17 protein-coding genes and 1 tRNA gene are annotated in these 19,790 nt (G+C 63.0%); 9 read left to right on the top strand and 9 right to left on the bottom strand.

Annotated features, from left to right (window positions below):
* Positions 1-104 precede the first annotated feature (104 nt).
* Positions 105-779 carry a response regulator gene (locus tag ACZ5WW_RS06760; protein WP_377170756.1) on the top strand — a complete coding sequence of 225 codons (675 nt, stop codon included), beginning with the start codon at positions 105-107 and terminating at the stop codon, positions 777-779.
* Positions 760-2,169, top strand: a complete 1,410-nt coding sequence (locus ACZ5WW_RS06755; RefSeq protein WP_377170757.1) for a sensor histidine kinase — start codon at positions 760-762, stop codon at positions 2,167-2,169. The genes ACZ5WW_RS06760 and ACZ5WW_RS06755 overlap by 20 nt, the downstream gene beginning before the upstream one ends.
* Positions 2,170-2,411: 242 nt before the next feature.
* Here the strand turns inward: ACZ5WW_RS06755 and ACZ5WW_RS06750 are convergent.
* Together ACZ5WW_RS06750 and ACZ5WW_RS06745 are read right to left on the bottom strand one after the other, a co-directional pair.
* A tRNA-Val gene (locus tag ACZ5WW_RS06750) sits at positions 2,412-2,486 on the bottom strand.
* 64 nt (positions 2,487-2,550) lie between these two features.
* Positions 2,551-3,270 (bottom strand): VC0807 family protein, encoded by a 720-nt coding sequence (locus tag ACZ5WW_RS06745; protein WP_377170759.1) that lies wholly within the window; start codon positions 3,268-3,270, stop codon positions 2,551-2,553.
* 222 nt (positions 3,271-3,492) lie between these two features.
* Between ACZ5WW_RS06745 and nadA the strand changes: the two genes are divergently transcribed.
* The 3 genes from nadA to ACZ5WW_RS06730 are packed head-to-tail and all read left to right on the top strand — an operon-like array spanning position 3,493 to position 7,454.
* A complete protein-coding gene (gene nadA / locus ACZ5WW_RS06740; RefSeq protein ID WP_377170761.1) occupies positions 3,493-4,434 on the top strand; it encodes a quinolinate synthase NadA in 942 nt (313 codons plus the stop codon).
* A gap of 28 nt (positions 4,435-4,462) precedes the next feature.
* Positions 4,463-6,145 carry an Hsp70 family protein gene (locus ACZ5WW_RS06735; RefSeq protein ID WP_377170763.1) on the top strand — a complete coding sequence of 561 codons (1,683 nt, stop codon included), beginning with the start codon at positions 4,463-4,465 and terminating at the stop codon, positions 6,143-6,145.
* Positions 6,135-7,454, top strand: coding sequence for a J domain-containing protein (locus ACZ5WW_RS06730; protein WP_377170765.1), 1,320 nt, complete (start codon positions 6,135-6,137; stop codon positions 7,452-7,454). The genes ACZ5WW_RS06735 and ACZ5WW_RS06730 overlap by 11 nt, the downstream gene beginning before the upstream one ends.
* 21 nt (positions 7,455-7,475) lie before the next feature.
* Here the strand turns inward: ACZ5WW_RS06730 and ACZ5WW_RS06725 are convergent, their stop codons facing one another.
* Positions 7,476-8,732 (bottom strand): hypothetical protein, encoded by a 1,257-nt coding sequence (locus ACZ5WW_RS06725; protein ID WP_377170767.1) that lies wholly within the window; start codon positions 8,730-8,732, stop codon positions 7,476-7,478.
* Positions 8,733-8,815: 83 nt separating this feature from the next.
* On the opposite strand from ACZ5WW_RS06725, the gene ACZ5WW_RS06720 reads away from it, so the two are divergent.
* Entirely contained in the window at positions 8,816-10,507 is a 1,692-nt protein-coding gene (locus tag ACZ5WW_RS06720; RefSeq protein ID WP_377170769.1) for a 4-alpha-glucanotransferase, read from the top strand.
* A 47-nt stretch (positions 10,508-10,554) separates the two neighbouring features.
* Here ACZ5WW_RS06720 and ACZ5WW_RS06715 read toward each other — a convergent pair whose 3' ends face one another.
* Positions 10,555-11,331 (bottom strand): L,D-transpeptidase family protein, encoded by a 777-nt coding sequence (locus ACZ5WW_RS06715; protein WP_464694220.1) that lies wholly within the window; start codon positions 11,329-11,331, stop codon positions 10,555-10,557.
* A 177-nt stretch (positions 11,332-11,508) separates the two neighbouring features.
* On the opposite strand from ACZ5WW_RS06715, the gene ACZ5WW_RS06710 reads away from it, so the two are divergent.
* Positions 11,509-12,141 (top strand): hypothetical protein, encoded by a 633-nt coding sequence (locus ACZ5WW_RS06710; protein ID WP_377170773.1) that lies wholly within the window; start codon positions 11,509-11,511, stop codon positions 12,139-12,141.
* Between the two features lie 228 nt (positions 12,142-12,369).
* Here the strand turns inward: ACZ5WW_RS06710 and ACZ5WW_RS06705 are convergent, their stop codons facing one another.
* From ACZ5WW_RS06705 to ACZ5WW_RS06690, 4 genes are all read right to left on the bottom strand, one after another.
* A complete protein-coding gene (locus ACZ5WW_RS06705) occupies positions 12,370-12,747 on the bottom strand; it encodes a zinc-ribbon domain containing protein (protein ID WP_377170775.1) in 378 nt (125 codons plus the stop codon).
* A 12-nt stretch (positions 12,748-12,759) separates the two neighbouring features.
* Positions 12,760-14,133 (bottom strand): alkaline phosphatase family protein, encoded by a 1,374-nt coding sequence (locus tag ACZ5WW_RS06700; protein ID WP_377170777.1) that lies wholly within the window; start codon positions 14,131-14,133, stop codon positions 12,760-12,762.
* A 300-nt stretch (positions 14,134-14,433) separates the two neighbouring features.
* Positions 14,434-15,036, bottom strand: coding sequence for a hypothetical protein (locus ACZ5WW_RS06695; protein WP_464694219.1), 603 nt, complete (start codon positions 15,034-15,036; stop codon positions 14,434-14,436).
* A gap of 37 nt (positions 15,037-15,073) precedes the next feature.
* On the bottom strand, positions 15,074-16,441 hold the full coding sequence (locus ACZ5WW_RS06690; RefSeq protein ID WP_377170781.1) for an outer membrane protein assembly factor BamB family protein: 1,368 nt from the start codon (positions 16,439-16,441) through the stop codon (positions 15,074-15,076).
* A 66-nt stretch (positions 16,442-16,507) separates the two neighbouring features.
* On the opposite strand from ACZ5WW_RS06690, the gene ACZ5WW_RS06685 reads away from it, so the two are divergent.
* Entirely contained in the window at positions 16,508-17,584 is a 1,077-nt protein-coding gene (locus ACZ5WW_RS06685; RefSeq protein ID WP_377170783.1) for a hypothetical protein, read from the top strand.
* Positions 17,581-18,429, top strand: coding sequence for a phytoene/squalene synthase family protein (locus ACZ5WW_RS06680; protein WP_377170785.1), 849 nt, complete (start codon positions 17,581-17,583; stop codon positions 18,427-18,429). Before ACZ5WW_RS06685 ends, ACZ5WW_RS06680 begins: the two co-directional genes overlap by 4 nt.
* A 36-nt stretch (positions 18,430-18,465) precedes the next feature.
* Here the strand turns inward: ACZ5WW_RS06680 and ACZ5WW_RS06675 are convergent, their stop codons facing one another.
* Positions 18,466-19,704, bottom strand: a complete 1,239-nt coding sequence (locus ACZ5WW_RS06675) for an aspartyl protease family protein (protein ID WP_377170787.1) — start codon at positions 19,702-19,704, stop codon at positions 18,466-18,468.
* Positions 19,705-19,790 lie beyond the last annotated feature (86 nt).

Raw genomic sequence — 19,790 nt, 5'->3', positions numbered from 1 at the left:
GCGAGGGCGCTCTTCTTCGGGCAGGATTGCCCGAACTACTTCCGCCTCCATTGGACAATCCTTCTCATCACCGCTAATCAGTCATGAGAACTTCCCAGCCATCCATGCGCATTTTAGTGATCGAAGATGACAGCAAGATCGCCTCGTTCATCGTCAACGGGCTGAAGCAAAATGGCTTCGGTGTGGATGCCGCCACCGATGGCGAGCGCGGGCTGGACCTGGCCTGCACGGTGACGTACGACTGCATCGTGCTGGACCTGATGCTGCCGAAGCTGGACGGCCTTTCGCTGCTGCGGCAGCTGCGCCGGGAGAAGGTGAACACGCCCGTGCTGATCCTCAGCGCCAAGGCCAGCGTGGATGACCGCGTGAAGGGGCTGCAGGCTGGCGGGGATGACTACCTGACGAAGCCCTTCGCGTTTTCAGAACTGCTCGCGCGGGTGCAGGCGCTCATCCGCCGCGCCACGCATACGGTGGAGCCCACCACGCTCACCGCTGCGGGGGTCACCCTTGATTTGCTGTCGCGTGAGGTGAGGCGGGAGGGGCGGAGCATCGAGCTGCAAAGCCGTGAGTTTGCCCTGCTGGAGCTGCTGATGCGCACGCCGGGCCGCGTCGTCACCAAGACGATGATCCTGGAGCATGTGTGGGACTACAGCTTTGATCCGCAGACGAATGTGGTGGACGTGCTGGTGCACCGCCTGCGCGCCAAGCTGGACAAGGACTTCGAGGTGAAGCTCATTCAAACCATCCGCGGAGTCGGCTATGTCTTCAAACCTGCCTAAGTCCTGGGGCCGCAGCTTTGCCGTGCGGCTGACGCTCGGCTATGCGCTGATCTTCACGCTCAGCGCGGTCGTGCTGTTTGGGCTGCTGTACGTGCTGCTGGCCTCCGCGCTGGAGAGGAAGGACCGCGAAGTCATCGAGGCACGGCTGAAGGAATGCGCCGCCGTGTATGCGAGCGGGGGGCTGCCGGCGCTGCGGAATCTGGTGCAGCTCAACGGCAGAGACGAAGGCAAGTCGAAGTCCTTCTTTGTGCGCGTCACCGGCAGTCTCGGCAGTGTGGTCTTTGTCAACGTGCCCAATGACTGGCTGCCGGCGGACGCCAGCGCGTTTCAGTCTCAGGCAGACGCCTCCAACCTCGACTGGCTGCGCATCCCGAAAGACGAGGAGCGGGACCTCACGGTGGCGACTGCGCGTCTGTATGACGGCTCCGTCCTGCAGGTGGGGCGCAGCACGAACAGCCGTGAGACCGTGCTGCAGCCTTTCCGGCGGAATTTCCTGCTGGTGATGACGCCCACGCTGCTGCTGGCCGTGCTGGGCGGTGCGTTCTTTGCGCACCGTGCCACCAAGCCCGTGCGTGATGTGGTGGACACCGCGCGTACGATTTCAGACACCGGGGACTTTTCCGCCCGCGTCACCGCCCATGTGAGCCAAGCAGAGCTGGAGGAGCTGGCCACCGAGTTCAACCGCCTGCTGGACAAGAACCAGTCGCTCATCCAGGGCATGCGCCATGCGCTGGACAATGTGGCGCACGACTTGCGCACGCCGCTGACCCGCCTGCGCGCCACCGCCGAGGCGGCCGTGCAGACCACGCCCGATCCCGTCGCGCGCGAGGCGCTGGCGGACTGCGTGGAGGAATCCGATCGCGTGCTCACCATGCTCAAGGCGCTGATGGACATCAGCGAAGCCGAGGCGGGCATGATGAAGCTGCACCGCGAGCTGACGTCCATCCCAGCGCTGCTTCAGCAGGTGATCGAGCTGTACGATCTCATCAGCGAGGAGAAGCACATCACCATCACCACCGACTTCGCGCCCGACTGCCAGGCCTCCGTGGACCCCACGCGCCTGAGCCAGGCCTTTGCCAATCTGCTCGACAATGCGCTCAAGTACACGCCCGAGGGCGGCACGGTGCATCTGGCCTGCGCCTGCGCTGACAACGCCGTGACTGTGCGGATACGTGACAGCGGCATGGGCATTCCCACGAGCGACCAGCCGCACATCTGGGACCGGCTTTACCGTGGCGACAAAAGCCGCACGCAGCGCGGTCTTGGCCTGGGGCTGAGTTTGGTAAAGGCCATCGTTGAAGCTCATCAAGGGACCGTGGCGGTGGCGAGTGAGGCGGGGAAGGGGACGGAGTTCACCATCACCGTGCCGCAGATTCCGCTGGTGGGGTAGGGAGTGGATTTGGAGTGCGGCTGCGCAACGAGGCACGAGTGTAGCTGCCGCTTTCGAGCGTCTCGTGGCGCACGTGTGGTGACTGGTCTGCGCGAATTGATCAACGTCTGCTTTGGAATGCTTTCTGGCATTCGTATGTCAGCAGGCCTGCGGAAAGCGGTAGCTGCGCTCGTTCCTCGCTCCGCGACCGCACTCCAAATTTGCTGGTTCATGGGAGGTGGACTGAAATCTTCAATCGAAGATGGTGCGCGATACAGGGTTCGAACCTGTGACCCCTACCATGTCAAGGTAATGCTCTACCACTGAGCTAATCGCGCGAGTCCGGGGGCGAAGTCTATAAACGGCCTCGGAGGTTTGAGCAAACGTTTTTTAAGAAGGAAATCAGCCGTTGTTCACCTGCTTGCGCACGGTGGTGCCCTGATTCAGCAGATCGTCGCGCTCCAGACCGGTGAGGGCGGTGATGGAGCGCAGCAGCCAGAGCAGCAGGGCCAGCGTGACGCCCATGAGCGGGATGCCGATGACGAGGAAGCCGCTCCAGTTCAGGCGGCCGATGGCCTGGGTGTATTCCTCGCTGCCGGGGGCCTTGTCTCCCAGCAGGTAGAGGGCGAGGGCGAAGTTCATGGCCGAGGACAGCAGCATGGTACCCGCCATGCCCCAGGAGGCTTTTTTGAGAAGCTGCGCGAACTGGTGGTGCTTCTCCGGGGTGTTCAGCGCCTGATGCAGGGCAGGCTGGTTGATGACCTGCGGGTTGAGCAGCATCTCGTTGATGAGCGGCTTGCCCCAGCGGTGGCTCAGCGGGAAGGCGATGCCGAGGAAGATGGGGAACATGGCCTCCTTGGCGGCAAACCAGGTGGCGTTCAGATTCCACAGGCCGAGCACGCCGGTGATGATGACGGCGACGAGGCCGAGCACGGAGAAGAAGTTCAGCCCGCGCTTCTGCATGAAGCACCAGATGCCAAAGCCCAGCGGCAGGAGCAGCGCCACGATCAGCGCCCACAGCGGCCCGAGCCGCTCCGGGGCGCTGAGTTTTTCCAGCGCGATGGAGGGTAGGATGACGGTGAGCGCGAGGTCGAGGAGCGGGTGGGGCTGTTTTTGGGTCACGCGGGAACTTTGGAATGATGAAGGGGGAATGTCGAATGCGGAATGACAAATGGGCACGCTCACCTGGCCATTTTCGGCTTCTCGATCCCGCAGCACTCAGCGGGCGTATCATGATCGAGGACGAGTAGGAGCACGAGAACGAGGACGAACTCCCATTGACCACCCCGACTCCCCTCTTGCTTACTTTCCGCTCCGTTTTACGCTCTTCTTCATCTCATTTCCATGGTCGCCACCACCGCCCCCAGCCTTACCGAAGAAATTCTCCGCCTCAAAAAAGAACGCAATGCCGTGATCCTGGCGCACAACTACCAGGACAAGGCCATCCAGGAGATCGCCGACTTTGTGGGGGACTCTCTCGGCCTGGCCTACAAGGCCAAGGAGACGGAGGCGGACGTCATCGTCTTCTGCGGCGTGCACTTCATGGCGGAGACGGCCAAGATCGTGAACCCGGGCAAGATCGTGGTGCTGCCGGATGCGAATGCGGGCTGCTCGCTGGAGCAGAGCTGCCCCGGCCCGCAGCTGGAGGCTTTCCTCAAGGCGAACGCGGCCAAGAACTACTACGTGATCGCCTACATCAACTGCAGCGGCCACGTGAAGGCGCTGAGCGACTGCATCTGCACCAGCGGCAACGCGGACAAGATCGTGGAGGCTGCGCCGAAGGATCGCCCGATCCTCTTTGTGCCTGACCAGAACCTGGGCTCATGGGTCATGGAGCGCACGGGCCGCAAGATGGACCTGTGGAAGGGCGCCTGCTACGTGCATGTGGAGTTCACGCGGGACAGCATCCAGCAGATCAAGGACGAATACCCGGACGCCAAAGTGGTGGCGCACCCTGAGTGCACCTACGCCGTGCGCATTCTGGCGGATGAGGTGTGCAGCACGGAGAAGATGGTCGGCTATTGCCGCAATAGTCCCGCGAGCACGTTCATCATCGTCACGGAAAGCGGCATGCTGCACCGCCTGGAGCGCGAGGTGCCGGGCAAGAAATTCATCCCCGGCCCCACGGGCCACTGCGCCTGCGCCGACTGCCGCTACATGAAGCTGAACACGCTGCAAAAGCTGCACGACTGCCTGCGCGACCTGACGCCGCGTGTGGAGATGGATGAAGAGCTGCGCAAGCGTGCGGAGAAGCCCATCCTGCGCATGCTGGAGCTGAGCCGGTAGGCCACAAATCACAACCTCCTCTTCTGCTATGATCGGGATCGACCTTGGCACCACCAACAGCTTGGTGGCCATCCTCCGTGACGGACAGCCGGTGACATTGAAAAATGAACTGGGGGAGGATTTGATCCCTTCTGTCGTGGCCGCAGCGGAGGACGGCACGCTGCTGGTGGGCCGTGCCGCAAAGGACCGGCTGGTGACTGCGCCGGACTCCGGGCAGGCATGCTTCAAGCGGGACATGGGCACCGACACGACGTATGAGTTTGGCGGGCGGAAGTGGTCGCCTGTGGAGTGCTCCGCGCTGGTGCTGCGGGAGCTGAAGCGCATCGCGGAGGCGCAGCTGCAGGCCCCGGTGGACGCGGCAGTGATCACCGTGCCCGCCTATTTCCATGATCTGCAGAGGCAGGCCACGGTGGATGCGGCGGCGATCGCCGGGCTGAAAGTGCTGCGCCTGCTCAATGAGCCCACCGCTGCTGCGCTGGCCTACGGCTACCGTGCCAATGACGAGCTGAACACGCTGCTGGTCTTTGACCTGGGCGGCGGTACGTTTGATGTGACGCTGCTGGAGTCGTTTGAAGGGGTGGTGGAGGTGAAGGCCTCCTCTGGTGAGAGCCGGCTGGGCGGGGAGGATTACACGGATGCCCTGGCGCGGTGGATCGAGCGTGAGTTCAAGTGGAGCCCTCCCGCCGGAGATGCGCGGCGCTGGCGCGAGCGGGTGGAGCTGCTGAAGCGCGAGCTGACCCGGCAGGCCAGCACCACGATCACCCTGCATGGCAAGGAGGCGCCGATCACGCGGGATGACCTGCTCACTGCGACGGCAGACATCACGGCGCGGCTGCGGCCCGTGGTGCGCCGGGCCATGCGCGATGCGGGGCTCACTCCCAAACAGATCGATGCCGTGCTGCTGGTCGGCGGGGCCAGCCGCATGCCGGTGGTGTATGAAGATCTCAAGGACCTGCTGGGCATGGAGCCCTCCCGCACGCTGGACCCGGACCGCGTCGTGGCGCTCGGGGCTGCGGTGCAGCAGGCGCTGGTGGCGGGGGATTCCGCCGTCAAAGACCTGGTGCTCACGGACGTGTGCCCTCACACGCTGGGGATTGAAACGACCAAGGAGCTGGTGCGCGGGCACCGGGAGAATGGCTTCTTTGCCCCGATCATCGAGCGCAACACCATGGTGCCCTGCAGCCGCAGCGAGTGCTTTAGCACGCTCACTCCAGAGCAGGATGAGCTGGCCGTGCAGGTGTACCAGGGGGAAAGCCGCTTGGTGAAGGACAACCGCAACATCGGCAAGCTGCTCATCCAGGGGCTGCGCGCACGCCCGGGCCAGAAGCATCCAGGCCAGGTGGATGTGCGCTTCAGCTATGACATGAACGGCATCCTCGAGGTGGAGGTGACCATCAAGGAAACCGGGAAAAAGGTGACGAAAGTCTTTGAGCAGCGCCCGGGCATCCTGAGCGCGGAGCAGATCGCCGCAGCGCTGCGCAAGCTGCAGCCGCTGAAGACAAACCCTGCGGATCTGCCGGAAAACCGTGCGCGCATCGAGCGTGCGAACCGCCTGTATGCCGATCTCTCCGGGGAGATGCGGCGCTCGCTGGAGGGCTTTCTCGAAGCCTTTGAGGCGGCCCTCATCACCCAGGAGCGTGAGCAAATCGCCGCTGCGGCGCAGGATCTTGACACTTTCATGGCCCCTTTCTTCCGCGACAATGATGGCTGATCCTTGGAGCATCCTTGGCCTGAGTGCTGACACTGCGGATGAAAAGCAGGTGCGCAGCGCGTATGCCAGACTGCTCAAGGTTCACCGCCCGGATGCGGACCCGGAGGGCTTTCAGCGGCTCCGCACGGCCTATGAGCAGGCCCTGCAGTGGCTGCAAAGGCGTGCTGCCTCAGCAGATGAAGACGAGGACTGGGGGGCGGATGATTTGGAAGCGCTGCCGGAAGAGGAGGAGGCTGCGCCTGCGGCGGCGGAGGCACCCGGCGTGCCGCCCCCGCTTTCTCCCTCCTGGGGAGAGGGCAGGGCCCCGGAGCTGCCGTACCACCTGCAGCCGCCTGCGCCCAAGCCCCCGGTGCAGAGGCGGCCTGAGCGTGACTGGCCGCGGGAGTGGTCCTACTCCATCGAGTCGCTGGACCGGGCTCTGCTGGACGGGCAGCGCACGTCCGATGACGTGGCCATGGCGCTGAAGGCGCTCGCCGCAGATGTGGTGGAGTGCGGCATCCCGCCGCAGGCCCTGGACTGCATTCTCAAGGATGCCTTTCAGGGAGAGGCCGGGCTGTTTGGCTCACACACGCCCGCCTGCCTGCTGCAGTGGCTGCTGCTGGCCGGGTGCACCGATCTGCCGCTGGAGGCGCTTGCAGAGCTGGAGCGCGCCGGCCATCCCACCCGCATCGTGCTCCTGGTGCAAAAGCTGGATGAATGCCTGGCGGAGGTGCTCTCTCCACACACGGCGGATGTATTCTTCCAGGCGGCGGGGCTGGTGGCCCTGCACCAGCCTTTTGTGGCCCAGTCCATGCTGCGCAAGCTGGAGGGCGCGCTGGCCACCCCGGGGTATGCGGCCAAGTGCGAAAGGCTGCAGGCGGGCATCGCCCGCGGCCTGGCGCTTCGCGAACTGGCGCCGGAGTGCCGCACGTTTTGGCTGCGGCGGCTGGAGCATCCGGAAGAGGCCTGCGACTGGAAGGCCGAGGCTGCGGTGCAGGCGCTCATGAATGTGGTCGTGCTCGGCCCCGGGTGGGTGGGCCGCCCGCTGGTGCAGGGCGTGGTGCCTGCGGATGTCTGGCAGAAGGCCTGGCAGTACCGCTGGGTGCAGACGACAGTGTTTCAGCTGGTGAGGCTGTGCAGTCCGCACAATCTGAGGGTCGCGGGGTTTGCCGTGCTGGGCGGAGGGTTCCTGATCTTCGGCGCGCACCTCGCCACCAAAGTCACCCCCGATGGAAAGCGCCATGTGCCCTCCGGGCGCAGCAAGGTGCCGACTGAGCTGCAGAGCAGGGATGAGAAGAAGCCGGAGCCGCCTCAGCCGGGCGGCCGCTGAGTGCTGGCGGCGGGCACGCCGCTAGCGCCACCACACGGGGAGGTCTGTCAGGGTGTCCTTGAGAATGCTGCGGATGGCGGCGCGCTCTGCGGGCGGGATGTGGGCGTGCTGGGCGTCGGGCTGCTCGCGCAGATAGAGGGCCATGTGGTAATAGACGCGCTCCTTGAGCTCCTTGGGGGCGTGCTTCCAGGTGTCCGTGTAGAGCATGTAGCTGCAGCGGTGCTTGAACATGCGGGTCTTGAGGTCGAGATCCTTGAGGGACAGGCCTGCCTTTGAGACTTTGCGGTCGCGCAGGAAATCCTGCACATAGGCGGGGTCTCCCACCATGCCTTTGGCGGGGAATTTGGCCTCGTCTGCAAAGGTGATGTAGCGTGCGAGCTCCTGTGCACGCTCCTCGATCTCCTCCTTGGCTGCTGCGCCCAGCATGCCTTTGCCCTCGCTCTTGAGCTGGCGCACGGTGTAGATGGCATAGACGAGGCGGTTTTCGAAGCCCATCTGGTGCTCGTTCGTCAGGTTGGGCAGGATGTCGCTGGTGGGCAGCAGGTGCAGGCTGAGGTCGGAGAACTGCCCGGGATTCACGGGGGTGATCTCGTTTTTGCCGGCATTGGGGATGCCCATGACGTTCGCCTTGTGGTTGGCGATGTTGTGCTGGCCGGTGAGGTGCCAGCCGCCAAAGCGGTCCTCCAGCGGGATCTGGTGCCCCTGCACATCCCGGCGGTAGGTCTCCAGGCTGGAGCCTGCGCGGGAGACCAGCAGGGACTCGGCGATGAGGCCGGGCAGCCGCCGCGTGGCATTGCCGGCGTGGCAGTTCATGCACTTGGTGGAGCGCGTCACCCTGGGCACCGGCCCGCCGGGGCGCAGGCGGTCAAAGACGTAGAACATGGGGCCCATTTCCGGGTCTGCGGCGATGATCTCCACCAGTCCGCCGGGCACCCAGCCGAGGTAGGTGTCTTCGTTGAAGTAGAGCGCGCGCGGATTGCGCGGATTGATGATCTCGCTTTGCAGGGAGCTGGCGGAAAACACCATGATCTGCGAGCTGACGGGGATGTCGAGCGCCTGCAGCAGGCTGGTGAGGAAGGCCTTGTCATTTGAGGTGTCCAGCTTCACCTCGCCCTTCTGCGCCTTTTCCTGCAGCTCGGCAAAGCGGTCCTTGGGCTTCCATTCCAGGTAGTTGTGCGGCGGCCCTCGGAAATCGATGACCCGTGGCTCTTTCGTCTCCGCGGCCGAAAGGGCGGAGATGGAGAAAAACAGCAGCAACGTGAGGGATTGGGAACGCATCGTGCTCTTATACGCTTGCGAAGTTACCCAAATCGCAGCAGACAGCCACCAAACATTGTCATTCTGGTCATCCTCAGCCGCCCATGCCATCCATTCAGCCACGCCGCGCCGGTATTCTGATCCCCGTTTTTGCCCTGCGTACCCTTGAGGATCTCGGCATCGGCGACGTCGGCGGCGTGCGGCAGCTCATTGACTGGGCGGCAGAGACGGGCCTCGGCTTTGTGCAGTTTCTGCCCATCAACGCCACTGGCAGCGACAGCAGCCCCTACAATGCCATAAGCTCCGTGGCGCTGGACTACCTGACGCTGGATCTCTCCCCGGCAGCGGTGCCGGAGCTGGATGAGAAATATTACAGCACCGTCACCGGCATCCTGCGCGTGGACCTGCTGCGCCAGGGCTCGGTGAACTACCCCAAGGTGCGGCGGCTGAAAAACAACCTGCTGCGCCGCGGCTTCAGCCAGATCGAAAGCCAGGCGGAGCGCATGGCGGAGTTTGAAGCCTTCTGCGCGCGGGAGGCGGCCTGGCTGGATGACTTCTGCCTTTTCAAGGTGCTGATGGAGGAGCACGGGCACGAGGACTGGACGAACTGGCGCGATGAGCTGAACACCGCCGCCAAGGCCCGCGCCTGGCGCGAGGCGCAGGGGGATGCGATCGACGACCGCATCCTCTTCCACGCCTACGTGCAGTGGCTGTGCTTCAGCCAGTGGGGGGAGCTGCGCGCCTACGCCAATGGCAGGGGCGTCAAGCTCATGGGAGACATCCCCTTTGGCATCTCCTGGTGCAGCGCGGATGTGTTTTTCAAGACCGACCAGTTTGACCTGGAATGGTGCGGCGGAGCCCCGCCGGAGACCTATTTCAAGGACGACTACTTTGTGCAGCACTGGGGGCAGAACTGGGGCATCCCGCATTACCGCTGGGACGTCATGGGGCAGGGCGGCTTCCAGTGGTGGCGGCAGCGCACCCAGAAGCTGACGGAGATCTTCGACATCTTCCGCATCGACCACGTGCTGGGCTTTTACCGCATCTACAGCTTTCCGTGGCGGCCCACGCGAAATGCGGAGTTCTGCTATCTCACCGATGACGAGGCCATGGCCCTCACCGGCGGCCGCCTGCCGCACTACATCGAAAACGCCGACGACACCCCCGAGCACAAGGCCGCGAATCTGGCCAACGGGGACAAGTACCTGCGCATGATCCTGGACGCCGCAGCCGGCAAGGCCGAGGTGGTGGCCGAAGACCTGGGCACCGTGCCCGACTATGTGCGCCCGCACCTGCTCAGCCTGGACATCCCCGGCTTCAAGGTCAGCCAGTGGGAGCACAACGACCAGGGCCGCGTCGTCATGGGCAGCACGTATGACAACTGCGCCTTTGCCACCTACGCCACGCACGATCATGAACCGATGAAAACGCTCTGGGAGCACCGCCGCCGCGATGCCATGAGCGGCGATGAAGCCGAGCAGGCCGTGGGCAACAAGGAGCTGGGAGATCTCGCCGAATTCGCCGGACTGCGCTTTTCCTCCGAAGGCTGGCCGGAATACGACGCCCACATCCGCCACGCGCTGCTGGAGGCGCTGCTGACGAGCAACGCCCGCTTTGCCGCCTTCATGCTCACGGACCTCTACGGCCTGGAAGACCGCTTCAACGTCCCCGGCATCGCCGCCGACAGCAACTGGAGCGCCCGTCTGCCCATGACCGTGGCGGAACTGCGGAATGCCTCGCCATGGAAAGAAGAAGGCGAGTGGCTCAAGAAGGCGATCAAGAGCACGGGGCGGTAAAGTAGACCAGTTGCGCCGCAACTGGTCTAATTTGCTTTGCGAACAACCTACGGCAGTCCCCAAGCCCCACGCAGGGCGGCGTAGTCGGCCTTGGGCAGCAGGACATAATGCGGAGAGGCGGAGGGATCGAGCCAGCGGAGGAGGCGGGTAAGGTCTCCTTCCGCCATGGTGGTGCAGCCGGCGCTGGGCTTGTCCGGGCCGCGTCGCACATGGAAAAAGATGGCGCTGCCGTAGCCGGGGGCGGAGGGATTTTGATTGTGGCGGATCTCCAGCATCCACTTGTAGGCGGCGTCTCCCAGGCGCATTTTCTGCTTCTCAAACCACGGCGGAATGCCCTGGCGGGGATCGATACGGATGTGGCGGTTGTAATACTGGGGCAGGGTTGAGTCGTCCACGTAGGCGTCCCAGGGGCCGACCTGGATGTAGGGCCAGCGGGCGCCGCCGGGCGGGGTGGGGGCGTAGCCAAAGAGGGAGCCGAGCTGGAAGACGCCGGCGGGGGCGCGCCAGTCTTTTTCCACCTTGGGGGGGATGCCGTTCTGGGGGGGATTGAAGACGCCACGCCCCCAGGCGAGGCCCTTTCTGCCCAGCAAAACCGGCACCGGTTTCTCAAACACGGCCTGCCATGGAGCCCCGGCGGAGGCGCGCTGGTAGCACTGCATGCTGGCAGTGTTGGAGGTCCAGGTGGCGGCCTGGGAGACGATGACCTGGCGCACGGCGCGGCCCAGTTGTGCGTGAGTCACCGAAGGCAGCAGGGCTAAAATGCCGATACCCAGCAGGGGGATAAGGCACGTCTTTTTTCGATGGAAAACTTTTTGGTATTGCATGGCGAAGCTGTTTCCGAATATATTCAATAAATCAACCCTGCCGGGTTAATTGGATTCAGGTTTTGGGGGTTTTTTTCCTGAGCTCCGAGTTCCGGCAGGGTTGTTTTTTTCCCCTCGCTGAGATTCCAGGTGAATCTACCACATTGATTCGCGTCCAAGGGCGTTCTAATGATAACCATGATGAACTTCCGGTGCTTTTCAGCCATTCTCCTCGGAGCCGCAGCCAGCCTCAGCTTCTCTTCCTGTTCCAATTCATCGGTCGTCAGCCTCGACTATGTGCCGCAGCCGGGCCTGATGGTGCGGGGAAACCCCGACTTCGCCGTGGGGGAGTTCAAGGACAAGCGCGGTGAGAAGGCCCAGGTGCTGGGCCATGTGCGGCTGCCCATCGGCCCTTCGGTGGACACCATCCAGACACGCCTGCCTGTGAGGGATGTGGTGCGCAACGCCTTTGCCTACGCCTTGGAGGAGCGCGGCATGCTGGCCACTGAGGTGAAGGGCCGCTTTATCCTCACCGGGGAGATTCAGGATCTGCGCTCGCAGCTTCTGGTGCATCCCTATGGCTATGCGCGCATCCGTGTGAATGTGGTGGATGCCGCCTCCGGGCGGGTCGTTTTCACCAAGGTCTATGAAGGCGAGCGCCAGAGCAATGCCTACCGCCCTGGCAGTGGCTCGCCCGTGCCCCTGCTGCGGGACCTGACCTCCCGCGCGCTGCAGGATTGCGTGGACCGCGCCCTGGATGACACCCGCATGCGCCAGCAGATCGGCACCAGCGTGGACAGCCGCCCGCGCTACACGCCGGGAATGTTGTAGGAAACGGAGGGGGATCATCTTGATCCCCTGGTGCAGCGCCGATGGATGTGGCCTCACCGAAGAAGAAAGCCGCGTCTTTCCGGCGCGGAACTGAGTGCGAGCACGGAGTGTGTTGGGATCAGGATGATCCCACTCCTGCCGGAGGCTCTGGGTGGATTGGAGGAGAGGGACCATCTTGGTCCCTCATCACTCCGCCCTGCGCATCAACCTTAACCACAAAGTGTCTGATCAAGAGGGCGTGTACCCGGAGTCGGCTCTTGCCTGAAGCCTTTTTGCCAGCTTCTTCTGCCGGCAATCGTAGCAGCGCTTGGGTTGCTGGTAGGGGGAGGCTTTGGAAATCTCGAAATAATGCTGCTGTGAACCGGCAGACCAAAAGTCAGGCCTGCCGCAGTCGCTGCAGACAAACTCGATGTCCTGATAGCAAACAGCCGGGATGCAAAGGGTGGCCTTCGTCGAAAGCTCAGGATCGATCGGAATGGCATCGGCAGGAATCTCCGACGCATTTTTGATCAATCCCCGTTCCAGCAGCATTTGAATCCGTCGTGGCCGGTCATCCAACACCTTGCGCAGGCGTTGTTTTGACTGAGCCCGGCGGTCCTTGTCCATGAGCCAAGGCGCTTACTTCACCAGTGCCTCGTCCAGCACGCGGCCATCCGCGCCGGGGAAGGGGATGCCGAGGAGTTTGGCCATGGTGGGGGTGACGTCGATGTTCTTGATCTCATCGACCACCGCGCCCTGCTTCACACCGGCGCCGGAGATGACAAAGCCGCCGTAGAGATTGGGGTCGAGCTGGAAGTGGCCGTGCGCGCCTTTGGGCGGATCATTGGGGATGATGACGTCGTTGTCAGCCAGGGAGTCGGTGAAGGTGTAGCCGTCACCTGCCAGCAGCACGAGGTCGGGTTCGCGGCCATCTTTGGCGGCGGTGATGTGGTGCAGCTTGGCATCGAAATCCTTCGCCTCGACGACGCCTTCCACACCTTCCAGTTTGCCGAGCGTTGGGGTGATCTGTTTCAGGATGCTGTCACGATTGGCAGCATCCAGCACATAGACGAAGCAGGCGCCGCCTTCGGCCATGGCAAAGACCTGGGAGTCGGGCGCGAGGCTCTTGCCCAGCACGCTTTTGACAAAGCCGTCCTTTTTCAGCGCGGCGTTGGCGTTGATGGATTTGGTGAAGGTGACGAAGCCGTGGTCAGTGGTGATGACGAAGACCGTCTTGTCACGTATGCCGGCCTCTTCCGTGGCGCGCACGATGTCGGCCACGCGGTTGTCGGAATCATTGGCGGCCCAGTAGGCCTCCGAGACCTGACGGCCATGCGCATGCTCAAAGGAGTCGAGGCTGACGAGATGCAGCGCGAGGAAGTTCGGCTTGTGCTTTTTGATGATGTGCTGCGCGAGCTGCGAGTACATGTAGTCGCGGTGCGCCTTGCCCGGATTTCCCAGCTTGCACCACTCGTTCTGCTTTTCGATGGGGATGCCAGCGGCGCGTGCTTCCTCCAGCAGGGAAGGGGTGCCGTATTTCTCGAAGAGCTCCTGCTCAAACACATCCGGCACCGTCCAGTCCAGAGTCTTCGCTCCGCGTGAGGCGGGCCAGATCACTCCGGCGGTGGTCAGGCCGGCGGCCTTGGCCGCGTCGTAGATGGTGGGGGTTTTGACGATCTCGTCCTTGTTGAAGATCGGGTCGGGAATGAGGGGCACCTTCTTGCGGGTGGTGCGGTCGAAGTACTCGTTGGCCAGCACTCCATGCTTCCCCGGATGCACACCGGTGACGAGCGTGGTGTGGTTCGTCCAGGTCACGGTGGGGAAGGAGCACTCCATACGCTTCGCCCGCACGCCCTTGGCCGCCAGTGCCTTCACCGTGGGCATGTGGCACTTGGGATCATCAAAGTACTGATGCGCCCAGCCATCGATGCTGATGAGGATGACGTGTTCAGCAGGGGCTGCGTGGGCCAAGGAGGCGGCGGTGACGAGAAGGGCGAGGGCGCGGTAAAGCATAAAAGGGAGTATGATCTACGGGGTGTTGGCGTCAATCCTGTCTGCCAAGAGGAAGTATGAAGCTCATGAGCCTCATTTGAGCCTGGAGCGTCGCTTACGGTGAAGGAGGAGGCGCAATCTGGGCAACCAAGCTCACCTGCGAACTCCTGCGCGCATCCATGGCAGACAGTGGAAATGCTTTTCCCCCCCCTGGGGGACTTGTTTCCTTCCTAGGCTCAGGATCATGATCCTGATTTGATTCCAGTTTGATCCTGATCCTGGAGCGATGCCACTCTTGTCAGGATGCAGGAGGTGACTGAGCTAGCCCCATGAGACATAAACAACCGTGCAGTTGTCTTCAAGTCCGACACTGCATTCGACATAGGTGCCGCTAGGCAGATACTGCACACGATCAATGCGGGACTCCAGACGGCCACGCCGCCACCACGTCGTGGCCGAGCCAAGCTCATAATGTGGACTGCGTTCAAGCCCCGCCGAAAAAATGGAGTTCTGCATGAATGCGTCACGGCAGGAATCCGGCAGCTCGAACTTGGAGGCCACGTTTGCCGACAAAGAAGAGGCGTCTTGCAGGCACAGGCCCACCAGTTTTGCGGCAGGTGGAAAAACCACGCCGGTGTGCTGAGTAACAAGCAGGATATGATCTGACGTCAGCTGATCTCCCAGCAACTCGTTGGCTGGAGGGCGCATGCGAAACAACAAGAGCAGACCACCGATGAGCAGCAGTCCGAGTCCTGAGAGCAGTAGTATTCCCTCTGCCACGCCTTCAAGCGGGGCTCCAGGCCCGGAGCCGCGAGTTGGGAGCGTAAGAGATATGAGACAAAGAACGCAGCCAGCCAAAAAAATAATAACGTTCAATAACAGCCGGCAACGGTAGAGGAGTGACCTCCTTGCGGGCTCAGTCATGGGACGAAGTCTGGTTCGGCGGGATGGCTCCTCGTACTCAAGGAGCCGCCTGCACTTTCTTGCCGATGCAGTACAGCTTGTCCTGCGAGCGGATGAAGAGGCAGCCGTCGCTGATGGCGACGCTGGCGCGCACGCTGGAGGCGTTGCCGTTGGGCTTGGTGCCGTTGCCCATTTCGTTCATGCCGAGCAGCTCAAACTGGTCGGTGTTGGCCTTGGCGACATAGACTTCGCCCCAGAAGTTGATGCAGTAGACTTTGTCGTCCACCACGGTGGGGCTGCTTTCAAACTTGGTCTTGCCGCCGAGTTCGCCGGTCCACACGACTTTGCCGGTCTTGGGCTCCAGGCAGCTCAGGGTCTTTCTGCCGCCGTCGAGGACGTAGAATTTTCCTTTGTAGAAGGCGGGGGTGGGCACGTCGCTGGTCACGCCCTTGGGCTCGGTCTGCCAGACGGGTTTGGTCTCGCCTTTGGCATCCAGCGGCATGGCAAAGATGGGGGAGTTTTTGGGTGCGCAGACGATGGCCATGCCTTCGCCCACGACGGGGGAGGGGACGAGGCGGAAGAACTTGTTGTAGCCTTCACCGGGCGGGTTCCAGGTGGCGATGCGGGAGAACTCCTTGCCGGTGGCGGCGTCGTGGATCGTGAGGGTGTCACCGCCGGAGATGAGCATGAGGCGCTGGCCTTTGTAGGTGGTGAAGATGGGGCTGCTGAAGGCCTCCAGAGACTCGGTGCTGGCCTTGCTGGGGCGGATGTGCTTCCAGAGGTCCTTCCCCGTGGCGGGGTCCACGGCGAGGATGTAGCTGCTCATGTCCTTGCCGGCGGTGCCTTTTTCAAACTTGTCCTGGAATTTGAAGGCCTCGTTGCGCTGCAGCACCTGGATGTAGAGCTTGCCGCCGTCCAGCGCGGGGCTGCTGCCGTAGGTCCACTGTGTGGCGAAGGCGCCGTGCGTTTCCTTGAAGTCGCGCTTCCAGACGATCTTGCCCTCGAAGTCGCACGCGGCGGCGATGGCGTTGGCAAAGAGGAAGAAAACGCGGTCGCCATCCGTCACGGCGGAGGGGCTGGCGAGGTTGCTCTTGTCATCCCACTGGATCTCCGAGCCTTCGCTGATGGTGGTGCGCCATTTTTCGCGGCCGGTCTGCTTGTCATAGCACAGGCCCACGAGTTTTTTCTCCGCATCGATGGGGGCGGTGATGAAGACATTGTCCCCCCAGATGACGGGGACGGAGGCGGAGAGTCCCGGCACGTCGGCGGCCCAGCGCACGCCCTCGGTGGGGCTGAATTTCGCAGGCAGGCCGGTCTCGCCGCTGGAGCCGTCCTGGTTGGGCCCGCGCCAGCTCGGCCAGTTTTCAGCGAGAGCGGCGGAGGAGAAGGACAGGCAGGCGAGCAGGAATGCGGCGGGTGATTTCATGGCGGAAGGGAGAGAAGCGAATACGCGCTGGCATGTCGAGATGTTTTCGCGAATTGATCAGCCGCTTTGAATTCGACCCACTGGCAATCGACCACGCTCGCCCTCCTCGGCTTTGGCACGGGGCTGGTGCTGCACCTGCGCTGGCACCCGCTGCGCAGGCATCTGTCAGACGCCTGGGACTGCCTGCGGCTGCGCCCGGCCCTGCTCCTGCTGACGGCCGGGGCCATGCTGCTGGCCACGGCTTTTGCCGAGACGCGGCATGTGCCGTATTCGCTCTCCCAGCTGATGGACTGGCGGGGGATCCTCCTGCCGCTGGTGCGCGATGCGCTGGCCCACATGGCGGTGCTGCCGCATGCGCTGCTGCCGCCATGGCCGCAGGCCTGCGGGGTGCCGCTGCTGCTGGTGTTTCTGACCATCCGCATCTGGCGCTGGCCCTACCGCTACGGTGAGCGCAGGCCGGGGCCGGAGCAGAAGTTTGGCCTGCTGGCCGTTACATTGGCGGGGTTTGTCTGGCTGGGGCTGGAGGGGGCCAGCGCCCGGCACGCGCTGGCTGAAGGTGTGGAAACGGCGAAACTTGGGTGTCGTTACATTTTCGCCGCCCTGGCTGCGGCGTGGGCGCAGGTGTGGCTGGTGCGCTTTGTCATCGCCTGGGAGAGGCCCAAGAAGCCGGAGCCCGGTGGCGATGCCGCCGCTGCGCTGGAGCATGCCTTTGCGCGCTGGCAGGGCGTGGGCTGCCTCGCGGGCTTTAACCTCCTGTGGATGAGCTGGCGCTGGTGGCAGATGAACACCCCGCAGAGCATCGGCGCCTGGTGGTGGGTGGAGCTGCTGCTGCTCTTTGCCGCGCTGCCTGTGGCGGTGGCGGCGGTGCCGGGGTCCTTCTGGCAGCAGGGGGCGGCAGCGCTGCGCATCCTGGGGCGTGCCGTCTTGCCTCTGCTGATGCTCGCCATCACCTCCCTTTTCATTTTTGTTCTCGCGCTTTACGCAGTGGAAATGGGGCGCGCAGGCTGCGCCGGGTCGCCCGTCTGGCGCATGGTCGAGCAGCCCCTGAGCGCTTTGGTGCTTGCCATGCTCGATTGCTGGCTATTGCTAACGGCCCTACTTCTCATGCTGCGCTTTGGCTTTTCACGTTCCCCCTCCGCATGACCAGCGGCACGCTCTCACCAGAACAGATCGTGCGGCGGGCGAAGTCGAACCTCGCTTTCGCGCTCGCCTGCCTGCCCAAGGAACGCCGCAGGGACATGATCGCGTTTTACGCCTTCTGCCGCGTGGTGGACGACATCGCGGACGACCCCAATGCCAGCGAGGCGGACAAGGAGAAAGAGCTCACTCACTGGAAGCGCTGCGTGGAAGAAGGCAATCCGCCGGGGCATTCCGTGCTGGATGAAATGATCCTGCTGCCGGAGAAGTACGGCTTCCCCCGTGCCTGGCTGTGCGAGATCATCGACGGCGTCGCCAGCGACATCACGAAGACCCGCTACGAGACCTTTGAGGAACTGCTGGCCTACTGCTACAAGGTCGCCAGCGTGGTCGGGCTGGTGAGCATCGAGATCTTCGGGTATCAAAATCCGGCCACCAAGGACTACGCGATCAATCTGGGCTACGCGCTGCAGTTCACCAACATCATCCGCGACGTGGGGCAGGACGCCAAGGACACCGGCCGCATCTACCTGCCGCAGGCCGAGCTGCGGAAGTTTGGCGTGCTGGAAAGCGAGATCCTCGACGCCCGCCCGAGCGAGCGCTTCATCAAGATGATGGACTTTCAGTATGCCCGTGCGCGCAGCTACTACGACGCCGCCGAGAAGTGCCTGCCCCCGGAAGACCGCAAAAACATGGTCGCCTCAGAGATCATGGGGGCCATCTACTCGCGCATCCTGGAAAAGCTCAAGCGCGAGCGCTACCCCGTCTTTGCCAAACGCTGCCGACTGAGCAAGCTGCACAAGGTGTGGATCCTCGCCAGTCATCTGCTCAAGGCGCGGTTTGGGAAGTAAAGTAGCCCAGTTGCGCCGCAACTGGATGGGAAGGTCTCATTCTTTCACCAGTATCAGGTGGGTTTCCACGGGACTGAGCCCGCCACGGCGGTACCGCACCTTGACAGGAGTGCCGGGGGGGAGGCGTTTGAAAGTGGTAAACTCCTCCCGCGTCATGGTTTTGAGGGGATGGTCCTCGATCTCCTGCATTTCATCTCCGGCACGCAGTCCGGCTTTGTCCGCCGGCCCGTCTGGCACGACGCTGATGATCCTGAAGTCAGGATTCATGTAGATGCCTGCCGTAGAGGAGCGCGTGATCTCCTGCACGGTGCCGAGGGGCTTGAGACGAAGTTCACCTGCGGAGAAACGAAAAGTCAATACGTAGTGACGGAGCAGGTTCAGGCCGACGATTCCCTTGTCCTCATCCGCCGAACCGGGAGGAGGGCTGATGACATTCGTGCTCAAACCGTGCAGAGTATCAGGACCAAACGTCAGTTCCGGAAGTTTGGCATCCCGGCTCAGCGTTTTGCCGGAAATAGAAAAACCGGTGACCAATCCGGGCAGCGCGTTCTTCAGTGCTTCGGGGGCCACTTTTTCCATGAGCACGCTCGGAAGTTGGAAAGTGGTGCCATGACCGGTGTCAGGGGTGGCCATGAGTTCGTGATGGCCCACCCGCACCGGCACGGCGAGGTTCATCTTATGATATCCCTGCCGGTTGGATATGCCCGCCTGCGGATGGACCATCTTGCAGGAAAGCGGCAGGACCGTTTCGCCCTCCAGCGGCGGTGCTTTGCCAGCGGGGAAGAGGGTGAGTTTTTTGTTTGCAGGATCGATTCGCACATCCCAGTCCGCCAAGGTGCTCACGCCCAGCAGTCCATTCATGCCCGGCGGCATGTCGTAAATGAACACGGGCTCATTTTCAGTCCATGCATCTCCAATGCTGATGCGCTTGGTCAGCACACGCTGGCCAGCCACGCGCTCGCCAGAGGCGCTCGTAGCTGATTCACTTCTTCCTACGGCCGGGAGCCCCAGTTTCTGCGCTGTTCCCGGCGAAAAAGCAGTGACGCAGGAGCCCGAATCCAGCACAAGCCGCATCGGCTTTCCGTCGATAAGGACCTCCACGGTGAACGATCCAGAGATGTTGTACTCAAACGGAACGGTCACACTGTCCGCCCCTGCTGGCAGGCCTGAGGTGCGCAAGGCGCCGGCCAGCGCTGCAGAGATGGGCTGCGGGTCTTCTCCTTGCAGAGGGAGGACGGCGCAAGAAAGCAGCAGAGCAAGACATCGCGGGAGCATGGTGTCAGAGATTAAAGGGGAGTGAGGCAGGACTTTCAGGTCCCCGCCCAATAACGCCTCAGACGTTCCCGTGTTGCAGCCGCTTC

Source organism: Prosthecobacter fluviatilis (assembly GCF_055388355.1).
Note: the sequence above shows the minus strand (reverse complement) of the source record. Positions and strands in the feature narration are given on the sequence as shown.

Excerpts from the sequence above, each read along its gene's own strand:
- ACZ5WW_RS06760 (WP_377170756.1), top strand. The coding sequence starts at position 105 with ATGCGCATTTTAGTGATCGAAGATGACAGCAAGATCGCCTCGTTCATC.
- ACZ5WW_RS06755 (WP_377170757.1), top strand. The coding sequence starts at position 760 with ATGTCTTCAAACCTGCCTAAGTCCTGGGGCCGCAGCTTTGCCGTGCGG.
- nadA (WP_377170761.1), top strand. The coding sequence starts at position 3,493 with ATGGTCGCCACCACCGCCCCCAGCCTTACCGAAGAAATTCTCCGCCTC.
- ACZ5WW_RS06735 (WP_377170763.1), top strand. The coding sequence starts at position 4,463 with ATGATCGGGATCGACCTTGGCACCACCAACAGCTTGGTGGCCATCCTC.
- ACZ5WW_RS06730 (WP_377170765.1), top strand. The coding sequence starts at position 6,135 with ATGATGGCTGATCCTTGGAGCATCCTTGGCCTGAGTGCTGACACTGCG.
- ACZ5WW_RS06725 (WP_377170767.1), bottom strand. The coding sequence starts at position 8,732 with ATGCGTTCCCAATCCCTCACGTTGCTGCTGTTTTTCTCCATCTCCGCC.
- ACZ5WW_RS06720 (WP_377170769.1), top strand. The coding sequence starts at position 8,816 with ATGCCATCCATTCAGCCACGCCGCGCCGGTATTCTGATCCCCGTTTTT.
- ACZ5WW_RS06715 (WP_464694220.1), bottom strand. The coding sequence starts at position 11,331 with ATGCAATACCAAAAAGTTTTCCATCGAAAAAAGACGTGCCTTATCCCC.
- ACZ5WW_RS06710 (WP_377170773.1), top strand. The coding sequence starts at position 11,509 with ATGATGAACTTCCGGTGCTTTTCAGCCATTCTCCTCGGAGCCGCAGCC.
- ACZ5WW_RS06705 (WP_377170775.1), bottom strand. The coding sequence starts at position 12,747 with ATGGACAAGGACCGCCGGGCTCAGTCAAAACAACGCCTGCGCAAGGTG.
- ACZ5WW_RS06700 (WP_377170777.1), bottom strand. The coding sequence starts at position 14,133 with ATGCTTTACCGCGCCCTCGCCCTTCTCGTCACCGCCGCCTCCTTGGCC.
- ACZ5WW_RS06695 (WP_464694219.1), bottom strand. The coding sequence starts at position 15,036 with ATGACTGAGCCCGCAAGGAGGTCACTCCTCTACCGTTGCCGGCTGTTA.
- ACZ5WW_RS06690 (WP_377170781.1), bottom strand. The coding sequence starts at position 16,441 with ATGAAATCACCCGCCGCATTCCTGCTCGCCTGCCTGTCCTTCTCCTCC.
- ACZ5WW_RS06680 (WP_377170785.1), top strand. The coding sequence starts at position 17,581 with ATGACCAGCGGCACGCTCTCACCAGAACAGATCGTGCGGCGGGCGAAG.
- ACZ5WW_RS06675 (WP_377170787.1), bottom strand. The coding sequence starts at position 19,704 with ATGCTCCCGCGATGTCTTGCTCTGCTGCTTTCTTGCGCCGTCCTCCCT.